Here is a 13,481-nt window from a genome sequence, read left to right as displayed (position 1 = left end):
AGCATGCCGCAAAAAGGCGTCAACGGGTATGGTAAACGATTCCTTCATGCGATTCCGCTCCCGAGAGAAAGTGCCGGACGGAAGGGATTTGCAGCAGGAGCTGGGCGACCAGCAGCGCCGCGGCCAGCGCGGCCGCCGTCCTCAGCAAGCCCCGCTCGATGCGGCTCGTCCACCGGATAAAAGCCGTTTTTTCGTTCGGGCGTTCGTTCATGAGATCATTCCTTGCGAAAATCCAGCTGCCTTTCGAAACAGTAGCGGATGATTTTCTGCCGTTCCGAATCCTGGATATCGTTGAATTTGACCATCGCTTTCAGATGGTTCGGCTCCTCCGGCACGACGCGCACGACTTCGGCTTCGAAGCTGGCGTGCGAAACCGTTCCGGAACGGTACGGGATCAGCAGCCAGCCCGTGAGCTTCATTTCCGGCGTGAGCGGAAATTTCCGTTCGCAACGAAAGGACAATCCGCCGCCCCCGACGTCTTCCGTCAGCGCGGTGAACCGGATTTTGTCGCCGATGCGGATGGCGGTTTCCAATTGGGCTTCGACCCGGAGAAAGCTTCGGCGCTGATCTTTGGAAATTTCCTGCGGGTCGGGCTTGCGGATCGCGACGAGCATGACGGCGTCCTTGCGAAAGCCGGTCACCTTCGAAACGAACTGATGCCTGACCCCATCGGCCGTAAAGTAGAACAGCCGCAGCTCCTCGCCGATTTCCGCCCGGTACAGCTTTCTCGTCTCTTCCACGAGCGGAATTTCGATAAACAGCGCCCGTTCGTCGGCATCGGCGAGCCGGGAGCGCAGGGTAACGGTTCCGCTTTCGGCGCCTTCGGCCGACGCAGGATGAATGAATATCGTCTGGTTGATTTTCGGGAGCACCCTGACCCCTCCATGGGCGATTTGATGAAAGGCGAAATATACCTTTCGATTATACCACGCCGCGGAAGATTAGGTACGCCTCCTCGCGAAAAAAGCCGCCTGCCGCGCGCGTCGCGGCAGACAGCTTCCCGAACCGGAGCCGATTATTTCAAAATCGCTTTTGCCGAATCGGGCAACATTTCGATTTCCTCTTCGATACCAGTATCGGCATTCATGTAAATCCGATACCTGCTTCCGTTGATTTTGCCCGTAAATTCGTGGCAGAGCACTTGCTTTTCTTCTTCGTTCTCGATGACGGCCAAATGATGGTCCTGAACCTCGAAGTCCGGGTGAAGCCCTTTTCGCGCTTCCTCCATCTTCATCTTCGGCTTGCTCGCGGAGAGCGTCTTGCCGGCGAATACGTGGTCCGCGGCCTGCAACCCTACCGTCTCGCCGTTGTCGAGAGCCACCCGCACCGTGACCTTGTCCGGGTAGACGCGGACGCCGTCCTTTTCGCCTACGAACGTGAACACCGCCACATGATCGTACTCGTCGTAAGTGACCGGGGTCATGCCTTCGTAGCCGTGGCTTTCCAAAAACTTGGCGGCCTGCGCCTTGGCCCCGGCCGTGTCGAGATTGCGCTCCTTGACGGTTCGCGTGTTCATGAACCAGAGCAGCTCGCCGCCCTTGCGGGTATAATCCAGTTCGACGTTGCCGCCTTCCGCGGTTTTCATGCGCACCGAATACGTCTGCATATCGGTGTTTTTGCCGTTTTCCGTAACGGTCATCTCATGCCCGCCCCCCGATTGAACGGTCATTCCGGCAAACTCCAGCGCCTTTTGCCTGATTTGCTCTTCGCTGGCGTCGGGCTTTCCGGACAGCGCCGCCATCGTCTTCTTCCGGTCGGCGGACATCGACGACGGTCCCCAGTCGTTTTCCGGGTACGCGGCGATTTTTTTGTCGACCGCCTTGAAGCCGTCGATAATCGTATTGTCGTGAGGCTCGTCCTTGCTCGCCATCGCGACTTCCACGTCCATCCACCGCAGGCGGTCCGTCAAGACGGCCTCCCTCATTTTGCCGAGGTCGTTATTGATGTCTTCCGCTTTCGCATAAAGGGACTTCATCGTCTTCATTTCATCGTCGGAAAGCGGCTGCTTGGCCAAATCCCGGACGGCGGTCCGATAGGCGAAATCGGAAATTCGCGAAAGAAATTGTTCGGCTTTGTTGAACGGCAGCAGCGCGAGCGGAAGCTGATTGATTTCGTTTTGCGCCTCGCTCGTCAGACGCCAGACGTTCACGAGGCTTTTTCGCTGTATTCCTTGCGATGCGGACGATACAGCCAGCGATTGCCCGAGCTCGTCGTGCAGCTTTCCCATATGATTGGTCAAGTCGTGAAACGCGCGTTGGTACTGGTTTTCCGCTTTGATTAAAACCGCGTTTTTTTCCTGATGTTCCTGATATCCCCACAACAGCGCCCCGACGAACAAAAGCGCGGCGATCGGAAACAGAACGGAGCTAAGTCGAGCATACATGCAAAAGCCGACCCCTTTCTTTCCCAGACTACTTAGTGGCGTTAGTGTGGGACAAAGAGATCGGCTTTATGCACGGAATTTGCTTGCGGGCGCTTAAAGCATTTGCTTGCGGGCGCTTAAAGCGCCGCCTATTCCTCGGAAATGTCGAAATCGTTCGCGTTGTTGCATATGCATTGCTTGAAGCCGGTATCGACGCGGCCCCGTTCCCTGCGCCCTCTCAGGACGAATTTTTCGCCGCATTGCTTGCAGCGGATGACTACTTTGACCCGTACCGCCGTCATGAACCTCGCGTCCACTCCTCATCTGATATTGTCATTCAGAGTATGGACGGGTCGAGAACGTTTTAACCTCGTCGTCCCGTTTCAGGATGCCGAACGGCGAGCGGGCGTTGGCCCGATTGACGCTGCGGATGCCGCCGAACCACAAAATGAACATGAACGGCGCGAAAATCCAGATCCACGAACGGGACACGGTCAGCATCAAAAAGTCGTAAAGCCCGTGCAAAAACCAGGGCAGCAAAAACGCCATCCACAGATGAAGCCGGGTTCGGGCCCCGTGGGAAAATTTGGCTCGGCCGAGCGAATAGCCCATGAACACCCCGAACAAGGCGTGACCGGACACGGGCAGCAGCGCGCGCACGAGCAGCGTGCCGAACGTCACCGGCTCGAGGAAGGCGTAGAGCACGTTTTCCAGCGTCGCGAAGCCGAGCGACACGGCGGTCGAGTATACGATGCCGTCGTAAGGCTCGTCAAACTCGGTATGATTGTAAATGATATGGTACAAAACGAACCATTTGAAAAACTCTTCGACGGCCGAAGTGACGATGAAAGAGAACGTAAAAGGCGATTCTCCCAGCCAGATCATGAGCGCGCGCTGCACGATCATGATCGGCAGCACGATCAGGATGCCGGTCAGAAACAGCTTGAGCACCATCGATAACGGTTCCGAATCGTAGCGGTCTTTCCAGTAAAAATAGGCAAGCAAAGCGATTCCTGGCGCGACAGCCGCGGCGACCAGCGAGAAAATCGTCACCTTACGTCCTCCCTCCCTTCGTTGTAACCATTATACAACGTCCTTCGGATTCAAGCACCCGCTTGGGAAAAGGTTCCGAAATATTTAATCGAAATTTAAACAAAAAAGGATATTGTCCAAATAACGTAGCCGTCATTCGGGCAATATCCGTCATTTTCCGCATGCAACGATTTGCAAAGCAAGACAAGGGGCTTCATGTTTAGGCAAAATGCTCCGCCAACGTCTTGACCGCTTCGGAAGCGATGACCAGTTGGCCGTATTCCTCGAGCACCGCCGGCGTAACCGTGGACGCTTCTCCGTATTCAGCCAGCACGGCGATCAAGGCTTGGTAGGCGCCGTTCTCCCAGCCGGCAGGGTCGAAGCAAAGCACCCAGTCCTTCTGGTAACGGTACATCCGGCCTTCGTCGGTCAGCCGTCCGCTGAGCGTTTTGGCGGCATCGATGACGTGCTCGATGTCGCGGAAACGATATATGATGGCTTCGCTCTGTTCGAGCGTCACTTCCATTTCGTAAACGTCTTCGTCCAATTCTTCCTCGGGGGACGAATCCGCATCCCGATCGAGCTTTCCGCGGGTGACGATGACGACCATGCCTTGAGCCGGCATCGCGAACACTTCGACCGCCAGCGGTCCCGAAGCGTCGAATCCAAGCTCGTTGTACGCCTGATCCATCATCTCGCTGAATAGTTCGTGCACTTTCGGAATTTCTCGCCACATATCTTCCTTTTGAATTCCGCGTTCGGTCAAATCGTCAAACGTAAGGAAAATCCTAATCTTGTCTTGGCTTAGCCGCTCCATCCTCATGACAGGATCCTCCTTCCCCCACCGATGGGTGATAACAGCGTATGTTGTGGCATATAATGTGTGCTTGAAATGCGTTTTACAACATGTTATCACTTCTTCACATGAAATGCACTAGGAAAAAGCACCGAAACGCAAAAAAAACGGCGCTTTTCTCCCGCTTCGGAAGAGAAAGCGCCGCTCTCGTTTCGAGGTTGCGTCAATTGGGATGCTTGGCGTTTTCTTCGAGGATTTTATCGACTTGCCGCTTGACCTCCGAGTCTTGGGACGCCAGCTTCGCGACATGGCCGAGACCCTCGTTTTCCCCGCGCTCACGGGATTGGTCTTTGCCGCTCCAGCCGCGCTCGCCGCCCGTCCCCATCGAAAACAGCCGTCCGAGCGCCTCGCCCTTCATTTCGCCCGCCCTGCGCTTCAGGCTTTCGCCGGCCGTTCCGGCCATCGCCATCATGCGTCCGTTGCGCTGCATCAGCATGACGACCGCCGCTCCGGCCAAACCTCCGACAATGAAAGAACCGATTTTCACATTATTCCCTCCTGATGCCCTATTTGCTGCCCGCTTATCGGGTATTGACGGGTATAGTGTGGCTCGCGGCGCCCCGGGTCATGCTCCCTCAAAATCAGGAAGCGAAAGGCCTCGTCATTCTCCGTAATATTGCCTCCCCATCCAAAACATAAAAACGACCAGGCCCGTAAACAGAACGACGAGCGCCCGGTAAAACCAGCGCGAGTAGCCCCTCGAAGCCCGTTCGTGAACGCCGGCGCGCGGCGGCAATCCCGTCTCCGGAATGCCGGACAGCTCGGCCGTTCTGGCGATCGCCGCTTCCAGTTCTTCGAGCGTCCGCGGCTCTTCGTTCTCCGGTTTCTCTTCCTCCGTCTCAAGCGCGATCCGCTTGGCTTCTTTGTAGCGCGTCCATACCGAAGAATGGTCGCTTTCTTTCATTTCTGCTCTTCCTTCCGAAAACGAATGATCAACCCCATGGCGAAGTCAAAAAGGAAATGCGTCGCGATCGGCGCCCAAAGCGTGCCGGTAAAATCGTACAGCAATCCGATGCCGTAGCTGATCCCGAAAACCATGCCGGTCGGAATCCAGTGCCGCAAATACCGGACGTGAATGGCCGCGAACAAGATGCTGGTCCAATAGGGCCCGATCGAATGCTGGATCGCTCCCCGAAACAGCAGCTCCTCGCATACGGCAACGATAAACGAGATGAGGGCGATGTGCCAGACCGCGCGCTTTCGGAAAATTTTTTCGTTTACGCCCCCGTCGTCCATCGCCTCCTCCGGAACCCAGCGCGAGATGCCGATGTCGAAGGCGACGATGACGGCCGCAAGCCCGGCCGCCCAGCCGGCGAATTCGAAACTGTCAGGAATTGCAAATAAATTAATCGCGTTTCTGCCCTGCAAAATCACCCATATGAAACCGATAATAAGAGTAAGAAGTTGGGTCAAGTACAAATTGACGAGCAGCATGTTGTCGTCGAGCTCGTCGACGGTCACCTTGCGTATTTTAATGTTGCGAATGTCGAATTTTTTCATAATACCTCTAAGGTTATCGAATTGGGATATGTTCAAGCGCCGTTTATTTTTTTATACTTGACCTACGCGGCTTGCGCCGACTCAAATTTTGCTAAAACATGTCGTTAAAGGAGTATCCGATGGAGAAACGTCTAACTCGCACCGACCTCATGCTTGCACTTGGATTTATCTTTTTGCTTATCGTCGCGGTAGGAGCGTTCTTCTACGGGGTAAAGATCGGCACCGAGCGAACCGAAGCGCGTTTCGAAAGCGGCGGCGAAACCGCGGCCGTCCGGCAGGTTTCCGCCAACGCCTACCAGCAGCAAGACCTCGTATCCTTTTATCATACCGTATTTTTGCCTTATCGTGAATTCATAACGGAGTGGACGACGGCCAAGCAGAAGTGGCTGTCCGATCCGACGGCGGATCGTTCCGCGTCCCTGAAGGAACTGGCAAAATCCGCCAACCAAAAATACGACGCGGCGAAAGTCGCTTATATCCCGCCGGTATCGCCGCTTTTGCAGGATGCTCAAGTCGCCTACCTCAAAAGCCTCAAGCTGTTCGCGACCGGCTTTGAGGCGAAGGCCTCCGAAGCGAACGAAGGGCCCGCCACCGCCCTGCTGAACGCTCTCGCATCCGACGCGTACTATACGCAAGCGCTCGAGCAAGGCTTGTCCGCCCAGGAAAACTATTACGAATCCATGCTCCGCTGGGCGGCCACCGTCGATCCCGACATCGACGCCGAAAGCGAGCTCGATACGATGGTGGATTTGGCGCGATGGCAGACGCTGCCGCTCGTCCGCCGCAACTTGTTGACCGCGGAATTTCTGGCCGATCAGCGCGAGCTCAGCGACTATATGCCGCACGATTTGACCGCGCGAATCGACGCGTTCATCGCCTCCGGCCAAGCCGGCAAAATGAAGCTGAAATCGATGGGTGCCGTCGGCGAGCTGCTGACGCAAACCGACGCCGTTCGCGACGGCGACTTTCTCCAGTTGAAGAACCGCTTCTACGGCGGGCAATTGCTTCCGCAGCTGCCCTTCTTTTTCCCGGACAAGTAGATTTACGTTCCCTTTCACCTTTTTGTTTCAGTTTGACCGTTGCATTTGGCTGTCCGATTGCTTTAAAATAAGAAAGGCTTTTCGAAGTGACCTTGCGGAGTTCACCCTCATCGCACCGTTCGGCCGCTTGCACGCGGGCGGAGGACTGATTGAGGGTGTTTTCAATATTGCAAACAACGAACCTAGGGGGATTCACATGTTTAAAGTGTTGGTATCGGACCCGATCAGCGACTTGGGCATCTCGCAACTGGTCGAGGCTGTCGACATCGCCGTCGACAAGAAGACCGGACTTAGCGAAGACGAGCTTGCCGCGATTATCGGCGAGTACGACGCCCTCCTCGTCCGCAGCCAAACCCGCGTCACCGAACGCATTATGACCGCCGGCAAAAGGCTGAAAGTCATCGGCCGCGCGGGCGTAGGCGTCGACAATATCGATCTGGAAGCCGCCACCAAACGCGGCATTATCGTCATTAACGCGCCGGACGGCAACACGATCACGACGTGCGAGCACACGTTCGCCATGATGATGGCCCTGGCCCGCCATATTCCTCAAGCTTATTTGAAAACGGTCGGCGGCGTATGGGACCGCAAATCGTTCGTCGGCGTGGAATTGCGCAACAAGGTGCTCGGCGTGCTCGGCATGGGCCGCATCGGCAGCGAAGTGGCCGCGCGGGCGAAAGCGTTCGGCATGACCGTTCTCGGCTACGATCCGTTCCTGACCGAAGAACGCGCCCAAAAAATGGGCGTCAAGCTGGCTTCCGTCGACGAAGTGATCAAAAACGCCGATTTCATTACCGTTCATACGCCGCTGACGCCGGAAACCCGCCATATGATCGGCAAAGCGCAGTTCGCGGTCATGAAGCCGGGCATGCGGATCGTCAACTGCGCGCGCGGCGGCATTATCGACGAAGCCGCGCTCGTGGAGGCGATCGACGCCGGGATCGTCGCCGGGGCGGCGTTCGACGTCTTCGAAGAAGAACCGCCGAAGCCGGAGCATCCTTTCCTGTCCCATCCGAAAATTATCGTCACGCCGCATCTCGGCGCTTCGACCGTCGAAGCCCAGGAGAACGTGGCGATCGACGTTTCGGAGCAGCTCCTGCACATTTTGCGGGGCGAACCGTACAAAAACGCCGTCAACATGCCTCCGGTTCCCGCCGACGTCCTGGCGAAGCTGGAGCCGTATTTCTCGCTCGGCCGCAAGCTCGGCAGCTTTGCCGCTCAAATGACCGAAGGCCCGGTGAAGGAAATTGTCGTCGGCTACGCGGGCGAGCTCGCCGACGTCGATACGCAGCAGCTTACCCGGTATATCGTGCAGGGCGTATTGTCCTACCACCTCGGAGCCGAGCAAGTAAATGCGGTCAACGCGATGCATCTCGCCAAAAAGCGCGAAGTCAACATCGTCGTCAACCAATCGTCGGCCAGCAAAGGCTTTACGAATCTCGTCACCGTTACGCTGCGTTCGGCCAAGGAAGAGCGCATGGTCGCCGGCGCCCTGCTGAACGGATTCGGCGCCCGAATCACGCAAATCGACAAATATCCGGTGGACGTCGAGCCGCAAGGCCACCATGTCCTGATATCGCACCATGACAAGCCGGGCATTATCGGCCGGGTAGGCACGCTTCTCGGGACGAACGACATCAACATCGCCACGATGCAGGTCGGCCGGAAAGACGTCGGCGGCGCCGCGATCATGGTGCTCGGCGTCGACAAAGCCGTGCCGAAAGAAGTGCTCGCGCAATTGGAAAGCTTGCCGGATCTCGTCAAAGCGAAAGAAGTGCAATTGCTCTAATCGACGGAACGAAGGGGCCGTCCCGAAAGGTCGACATGGACCTGAGGGACGACCCCTTTTCGTTCAAGGAGCGCGATTCGCCGGCCGGTTATCCCTTTTCGGCCGCCTGCCGCCGGCGTTCTGCCGCAACGGCGTTGCCCGCAGGCCGCTCCGCCCGTCCGGCCACCAGAAAGACGATGCCGAATTGCAAAATCGACGACGCGACCAGGACGACGGGCAGCGCGGCCGATTCCGGGTTGTCGGCGAACGAGATCAGCCCGAAAATGGAGATGACGCGTCCGATGTTGAGGAACAATTCGCGAATGACGACCGATTCGATTCGGAACTGTCGTTTGAGCGGCAAAAAGTCCATAAGCCGGTAATAATAGACGTTCAAGGAATTGACGGTCAGCGGATTGAAGACGGAAAACACGATCATAAAGATCAGCACCGTCCACCAGCTGATGTCGATCAGCAGAACGCACGCGGCTCCGGTGGACATCAAAGTGGACCAGAACACGTCCTGTCTCGCGCGGTCGTGCGATTTTCGGCGGGAGACGAAGAATGCGGTTCCAATCGTAATGAGAGCGAAAAACACCGTCAGCAGACCGACCCGATCCTCCCGGCCATAGGTTTGATAAAGCAAGATGTTCGGAAGGAAAAGCATGATGCCTTGAAACAGGCCGAGGATGAAATAGCCGAACAACGAGTTCAGCCACAGCCGGTTCCGCTTCATCATTTCGCCGGCGTAATTCAAATAATACGTGCGGTGGCGCATTTTCAGCGCTCCGATCTTCAAACTGAACATCGAAGCCAGGGCGAACATGACGAACGCTATCGCGAACGTGACGATGTAGCCCTGCAGTCCTTCGAATTGGCCGATCAGGTATCCGGCCAGCGCCGGCCCCGCGAGGCCGGCCGTATTGAACACGATCAGGTTCAAGCCGAGAAAGCGTCCCCGATTCCGCTCGCTCGTCACGTCGTACATCAGGACAAGGTACCCGACCCAATAAAACCCGAGAGCGGTGCCGTTGAACAGCGCGAACAGAGGATAATAGGCCGCTACCTGCTCCCGCGCGAAAATGACGCCCAAATAAAAGACGGCAATGAGCATAATGCCGATCCGGTACGTCACCATCCGGTCTTTTTTCTTGGCGATGTAGCCGCCGGCCGCGAATGCGAGCGGAGTAATCCCGTAGACGAGCACGTTGAACATGCCGTTTACCCATAAATCCTCCGTCAGCCGCCACAAGTACAAGTTCAAGAAAAGCCCCGACATGGACGCGCCGAATTGGAAGCAGCCATGAATAAACAAGGTGACGAACGCTTCCGGCGCAAGCGTATGCGCTCCGCCCGTTCTCGAGCCTTTCAGACGTTCTTTCCACTCCCGAAGAAGTCCCACCGAAAGTTCCCCCATCGTCTGCGAGCTGCGTCGCCAGTTCGCCGTTTATGGACGTGCCGTTTTTCCCGCCGTTTTGGAAGCGCCGCCGATCGGCAGCGTGATCGTAAACGTCGTCCCGCTCCCCGGCTTGCTTTGGGCGCGAATTTTTCCATGATGCGCTTCGACCAGCGTTTTGACGATGAACAGTCCCAGGCCGGTGCCGCCGCTCGATTCGCGTTTGCGAGCCTTGTCGGCTTTGTAAAACCTCTCGAAAATATACGGCAAATCGTCGGAGTGTATGCCCTCTCCTTCATCCTGCACGACAAGCTCGAGCTGGGGACCGCCCTGCGTTTCCAGCTTTCTGGCCGTCAGCCGGATTTCGGCCCCTTCGGGCGTATGCCGGATCGCGTTGTCGAGCAAATTGGTCAGTACCTGCTCCAGCCGGTCCCGATCCGCCGACTCCAGCACGAGGGGCTCATCATCCGTCGATTTCGTCAGGGCAATCCCTTTCTCCTTCGCCAGGACGGCAAATTTGCGGTATACCCTGCCCAGCAGCTCGCCCATGTCGAGCCGCTCGAAATGCAAGTCCATATGGCCGGCTTCCATGCGGGCAAGATCGAGCAAGTCTTTCACGAGCCGTCCCATGCGGAGCGATTCGTCATGAATGACTTGCGTCATCTCGCGGCGTTCCTCCGGCGAACCTGCAATGTCGTCGAGCAGCGCTTCGCTATAGCCTTGAACCATCGACAACGGCGTGCGAATTTCGTGGGAGACGTTGGCGACGAAATCGTTGCGGAATTTTTCCAGCCGATGTTCCTCGGTCACGTTGCGCAGCACCGCCACCACGCCGCGGACGCCGCTGGTCGAAGCAAGCGGCGTCATCGCCACCGACCAGACCTCGTTTTGGACGTTCAGCTTCGCCGTCGTCTCCTTGCCGCTGGAAATGACTTCGCGGTACGCTTCGAGCAGCGGCTCGGGAACGCGCCCCGGCTTCGGCAGGTCGTCTTCCTCCCACCCGTAGGCGTTCCATTCCTCGAGCAGGCTTTGGCCCTGGGGATTGGTCAAAATGACGCCGCCGTCCGCGTTGAAGGAAATGACCGCGTCGGTCATGCTGCGCAGCACGCTGCTCAGATGATCCCGCTCGTGCTCCAGGATGCGGATGAGCGAGTCGATCTCGGAGGCCATTTGATTAAACGTATTGGCCAAATCCCCGATTTCGTCCGTCGAACGGATGGCGACCCGAACGGTGTAATCCCCTTGCGCGATCTGGTCGGCGGCTTCTTTCATTTCGCGAAGCGGCTGCGTGATTTTCGTCAGGAGAAAAAAAGCGAAAAAGGTTGTCAGCAAAAAACCGACAGCCCCCGCCGCTACGAACAAATGCTTTACTTTTACCGAATTTTCGAACGTCAAATCGATATATTGAAGAAGGAACAATCCGATGGTGCTTATGACGACGGCGACAAGCCCCATCATCGTCAGCCACAATTTTCCGACTACCGTTCTCCATATCGCCATCGTCTACTTGGAAACCTCCAGCTTGTAGCCGACGCCCCAAACCGTCGTGATCATCGCCGCCGCTTCGGTCGACACCCGGTTCAGCTTTTCGCGGAGACGCTTCACGTGCGTGTCCACCGTCCGCAAATCGCCGAAGAAATCGTAATTCCACACATCCTTCAGCAGCTCCTCGCGCGAGAACACTTTATCGGGAGAACTGGCCAAATAATGCAGCAGTTCGTATTCCTTGGGCGTCAAATTGACTTCCTGGCCCCCCGCCGTCACCCGGTGCGCGTCATGCTCGATGACGAGGTGGGGGAACACGATATTGTTGCTGGCGTTCAGTTCCTTGGACAAAAACGCCGTCGCGGAAGAACGGCGCAAAATCGCCTTGATGCGGAAAATGACTTCGCGCGGGCTGAACGGCTTCACGACGTAATCGTCCGCGCCGACCTCAAACCCCTGCACCCGGTTGACTTCCTCCCCTTTGGCCGTCAGCATGACGACCGGGGTCGCCTTGCTTTGACGCAGGCGGGTGCATACTTCGATGCCGTCGATGCCGGGCAGCATCAAGTCCAGCACGATCAGATCGTAATTATCCTGAAGCGCTTTGCGCAAAGCCGTTTCCCCGTCTTCCGCTTCGTCCACGGAGTACCCTTCTTTTTCCAAATACATTTTGAGCAAACGGCGAATCCGTTCCTCATCGTCTACGACCAAAATCCGGTTGCCGGCTTGGTTTGCCATATGCAATCCCCTCCATTCTTAGGATGTCCCTCGGCCTTCTCTTACACGCCCGCGTAGGAGTGCAAGCCGGCGATGACGAGATTGACGCCAATCAGCGTAAAGAGGACGACGATAAAACCGATCACCGCCAGCCACGCCGAACGCGTTCCCTGCCAGCCGCGCGAAAGACGCAGGTGAAGATAGGCGCTGTAGAACAGCCAAGTAATCAAGGCCCATACTTCTTTCGGATCCCAGCCCCAGAACCGGGACCAGGCGATCTGCGCCCAGATCATCGCAAAGATGAGCGCCCCGAGCGTAAATACCGGGAAGCCGATCGCGATCGCCCGGTACGCGATTTCGTCGAGGTCGTCCGGATCGATCCCTTCCAAATGCGGCCGGATGACGGCCGCGATCGGCTTGCGGGCGATCAGTCGAATCAGGGCGTACAAGATCAGCCCGCTGAGGATCGACCAGATGATCGTGTTCAGCTTGCGGCCGGCGTTCACGCCGTTCATCCACGACGGAGCCTCGAACAACGGCTTGTCCATGCCGATGAAGCTGTCCATTTCCAGCGTTTCGCTATTGTACGGGGCGACGATCGGCGGAAGCGTATACTCGACCCTTTCCACCGTCGTCTGTTCCTGGCCGGCATCGTCGATCCGGAACTTTTCCTGGCTGAACTGGGCTTCGTACCCCGCCGCGCGGAAGCCGAATACCGAGACGAGAAAGCCGATCACGATGACGATAAAAACGAGCACCAGCTCGGTCCACTTCTGCGAGCGGCGAGCCGCCTTGTCGGTGCGCGAATAGTCGAGCACGCGGATCAAATGCACGAGGGCGGCCGCGAAGCCGACCGCGAAAAACGCTTCGCCCAGCGCCGCCGTCGTCACGTGGATCGACAGCCAGATCGAATTCAGCGCCGGGATGAGCGGCTGTACCTCGGAAGGGAACACCGAAGCGTAAGCGATAATGATGACGACAAGCGGAAGCGCGAAAGCGCCCAGCATAACTTTGCGGTAAATCAAATATACAATAATGAAGGCAAGCATGATCGCCATGCCGAGGAAGGTCATGAACTCGTACATATTGCTCGTCGGAATGTGCCCCGCGCCCTTCCAGCGCGTAAAGAAAAAGGCGAGGTGGGCGATCCAGCCGACGACGGCCAGGATAAATCCGATCTTCCCCCAACGCTTCACGTGGGCTTCCGGAGCGCGGTTGCTCCATTTTTTTCCGGCTACCGCCACCGCATAGACGATAAATGAGGCGCAGTACAGAAAAAAGGCGGCCAAAAAGGCATTTTCACTAAAAGCAAGCCATTGGTTCAA

General features: G+C 56.9%; 15 protein-coding genes. 2 read left to right on the top strand and 13 right to left on the bottom strand.

Going from position 1 to position 13,481, the window contains the following annotated elements; all coding sequences use genetic code 11:
• Nucleotides 1-19: 19 nt before the first annotated feature.
• The 9 genes from B7E11_RS21280 to B7E11_RS21245 all read right to left on the bottom strand — a co-directional run bounded on the left by B7E11_RS21280 (nt 20) and on the right by B7E11_RS21245 (nt 5,750).
• Nucleotides 20-211: a hypothetical protein gene (locus B7E11_RS21280; protein ID WP_080838619.1), complete on the bottom strand. Its 192-nt coding sequence runs from the start codon at nt 209-211 to the stop codon at nt 20-22.
• Nucleotides 212-215: 4 nt separating this feature from the next.
• On the bottom strand, nt 216-872 hold the full coding sequence (locus tag B7E11_RS21275) for a flagellar brake protein (RefSeq protein WP_080838615.1): 657 nt from the start codon (nt 870-872) through the stop codon (nt 216-218).
• A 143-nt stretch (nt 873-1,015) separates the two neighbouring features.
• Entirely contained in the window at nt 1,016-2,383 is a 1,368-nt protein-coding gene (gene ypeB, locus B7E11_RS21270) for a germination protein YpeB (protein ID WP_080838612.1), read from the bottom strand.
• A gap of 128 nt (nt 2,384-2,511) precedes the next feature.
• Entirely contained in the window at nt 2,512-2,664 is a 153-nt protein-coding gene (locus B7E11_RS29710; protein ID WP_176220844.1) for a hypothetical protein, read from the bottom strand.
• A 31-nt stretch (nt 2,665-2,695) separates the two neighbouring features.
• The gene (gene prsW / locus B7E11_RS21265) at nt 2,696-3,415 is read right to left on the bottom strand and encodes a glutamic-type intramembrane protease PrsW (RefSeq protein ID WP_080838610.1); all 720 of its coding nucleotides are present in this window, start codon (nt 3,413-3,415) and stop codon (nt 2,696-2,698) included.
• Nucleotides 3,416-3,614: 199 nt separating this feature from the next.
• Nucleotides 3,615-4,217, bottom strand: a complete 603-nt coding sequence (locus B7E11_RS21260; protein ID WP_080838606.1) for a genetic competence negative regulator — start codon at nt 4,215-4,217, stop codon at nt 3,615-3,617.
• Nucleotides 4,218-4,413: 196 nt separating this feature from the next.
• Nucleotides 4,414-4,737 (bottom strand): hypothetical protein, encoded by a 324-nt coding sequence (locus tag B7E11_RS21255; RefSeq protein ID WP_080838605.1) that lies wholly within the window; start codon nt 4,735-4,737, stop codon nt 4,414-4,416.
• A 114-nt stretch (nt 4,738-4,851) separates the two neighbouring features.
• Complete coding sequence (locus B7E11_RS21250; RefSeq protein ID WP_080838602.1) at nt 4,852-5,154, bottom strand: hypothetical protein; 303 nt, start codon at nt 5,152-5,154, stop codon at nt 4,852-4,854.
• Nucleotides 5,151-5,750, bottom strand: a complete 600-nt coding sequence (locus tag B7E11_RS21245) for a CPBP family intramembrane glutamic endopeptidase (protein ID WP_080838599.1) — start codon at nt 5,748-5,750, stop codon at nt 5,151-5,153. The genes B7E11_RS21250 and B7E11_RS21245 overlap by 4 nt, the downstream gene beginning before the upstream one ends.
• Nucleotides 5,751-5,869: 119 nt before the next feature.
• Between B7E11_RS21245 and B7E11_RS21240 the strand changes: the two genes are divergently transcribed.
• Together B7E11_RS21240 and serA are read left to right on the top strand one after the other, a co-directional pair.
• Entirely contained in the window at nt 5,870-6,790 is a 921-nt protein-coding gene (locus B7E11_RS21240; RefSeq protein WP_139787273.1) for a hypothetical protein, read from the top strand.
• 196 nt (nt 6,791-6,986) lie between these two features.
• Nucleotides 6,987-8,579: a phosphoglycerate dehydrogenase gene (gene serA, locus B7E11_RS21235; RefSeq protein WP_080838593.1), complete on the top strand. Its 1,593-nt coding sequence runs from the start codon at nt 6,987-6,989 to the stop codon at nt 8,577-8,579.
• Between the two features lie 88 nt (nt 8,580-8,667).
• Here the strand turns inward: serA and B7E11_RS21230 are convergent, their stop codons facing one another.
• The 4 genes from B7E11_RS21230 to ccsA are packed head-to-tail and all read right to left on the bottom strand — an operon-like array spanning nt 8,668 to nt 13,481.
• Complete coding sequence (locus B7E11_RS21230; protein WP_245809785.1) at nt 8,668-9,960, bottom strand: MFS transporter; 1,293 nt, start codon at nt 9,958-9,960, stop codon at nt 8,668-8,670.
• 45 nt (nt 9,961-10,005) lie between these two features.
• Nucleotides 10,006-11,454, bottom strand: coding sequence for a HAMP domain-containing sensor histidine kinase (locus B7E11_RS21225; RefSeq protein ID WP_080838588.1), 1,449 nt, complete (start codon nt 11,452-11,454; stop codon nt 10,006-10,008).
• A 3-nt stretch (nt 11,455-11,457) separates the two neighbouring features.
• A complete protein-coding gene (locus tag B7E11_RS21220) occupies nt 11,458-12,177 on the bottom strand; it encodes a response regulator transcription factor (RefSeq protein WP_080838585.1) in 720 nt (239 codons plus the stop codon).
• Nucleotides 12,178-12,218: 41 nt separating this feature from the next.
• Nucleotides 12,219-13,481, bottom strand: a complete 1,263-nt coding sequence (gene ccsA / locus B7E11_RS21215) for a cytochrome c biogenesis protein CcsA (protein ID WP_080838582.1) — start codon at nt 13,479-13,481, stop codon at nt 12,219-12,221.

It is taken from the genome of Cohnella massiliensis (assembly GCF_900169535.1).
GTDB classification, from domain to species: Bacteria; Bacillota; Bacilli; order Paenibacillales; family Paenibacillaceae; genus Cohnella; species Cohnella algarum.
The sequence above is the reverse complement of the archived record's forward strand: the minus strand, read 5'-3'. Positions and strand labels throughout refer to the sequence as shown.

Excerpts from the sequence above, each read along its gene's own strand:
- B7E11_RS21225 (WP_080838588.1), bottom strand. The coding sequence starts at position 11,454 with ATGGCGATATGGAGAACGGTAGTCGGAAAATTGTGGCTGACGATGATG.
- ypeB (WP_080838612.1), bottom strand. The coding sequence starts at position 2,383 with ATGTATGCTCGACTTAGCTCCGTTCTGTTTCCGATCGCCGCGCTTTTG.
- B7E11_RS21240 (WP_139787273.1), top strand. The coding sequence starts at position 5,870 with ATGGAGAAACGTCTAACTCGCACCGACCTCATGCTTGCACTTGGATTT.
- serA (WP_080838593.1), top strand. The coding sequence starts at position 6,987 with ATGTTTAAAGTGTTGGTATCGGACCCGATCAGCGACTTGGGCATCTCG.
- B7E11_RS21220 (WP_080838585.1), bottom strand. The coding sequence starts at position 12,177 with ATGGCAAACCAAGCCGGCAACCGGATTTTGGTCGTAGACGATGAGGAA.
- B7E11_RS29710 (WP_176220844.1), bottom strand. The coding sequence starts at position 2,664 with ATGACGGCGGTACGGGTCAAAGTAGTCATCCGCTGCAAGCAATGCGGC.
- B7E11_RS21245 (WP_080838599.1), bottom strand. The coding sequence starts at position 5,750 with ATGAAAAAATTCGACATTCGCAACATTAAAATACGCAAGGTGACCGTC.
- B7E11_RS21260 (WP_080838606.1), bottom strand. The coding sequence starts at position 4,217 with ATGAGGATGGAGCGGCTAAGCCAAGACAAGATTAGGATTTTCCTTACG.
- B7E11_RS21250 (WP_080838602.1), bottom strand. The coding sequence starts at position 5,154 with ATGAAAGAAAGCGACCATTCTTCGGTATGGACGCGCTACAAAGAAGCC.
- B7E11_RS21280 (WP_080838619.1), bottom strand. The coding sequence starts at position 211 with ATGAACGAACGCCCGAACGAAAAAACGGCTTTTATCCGGTGGACGAGC.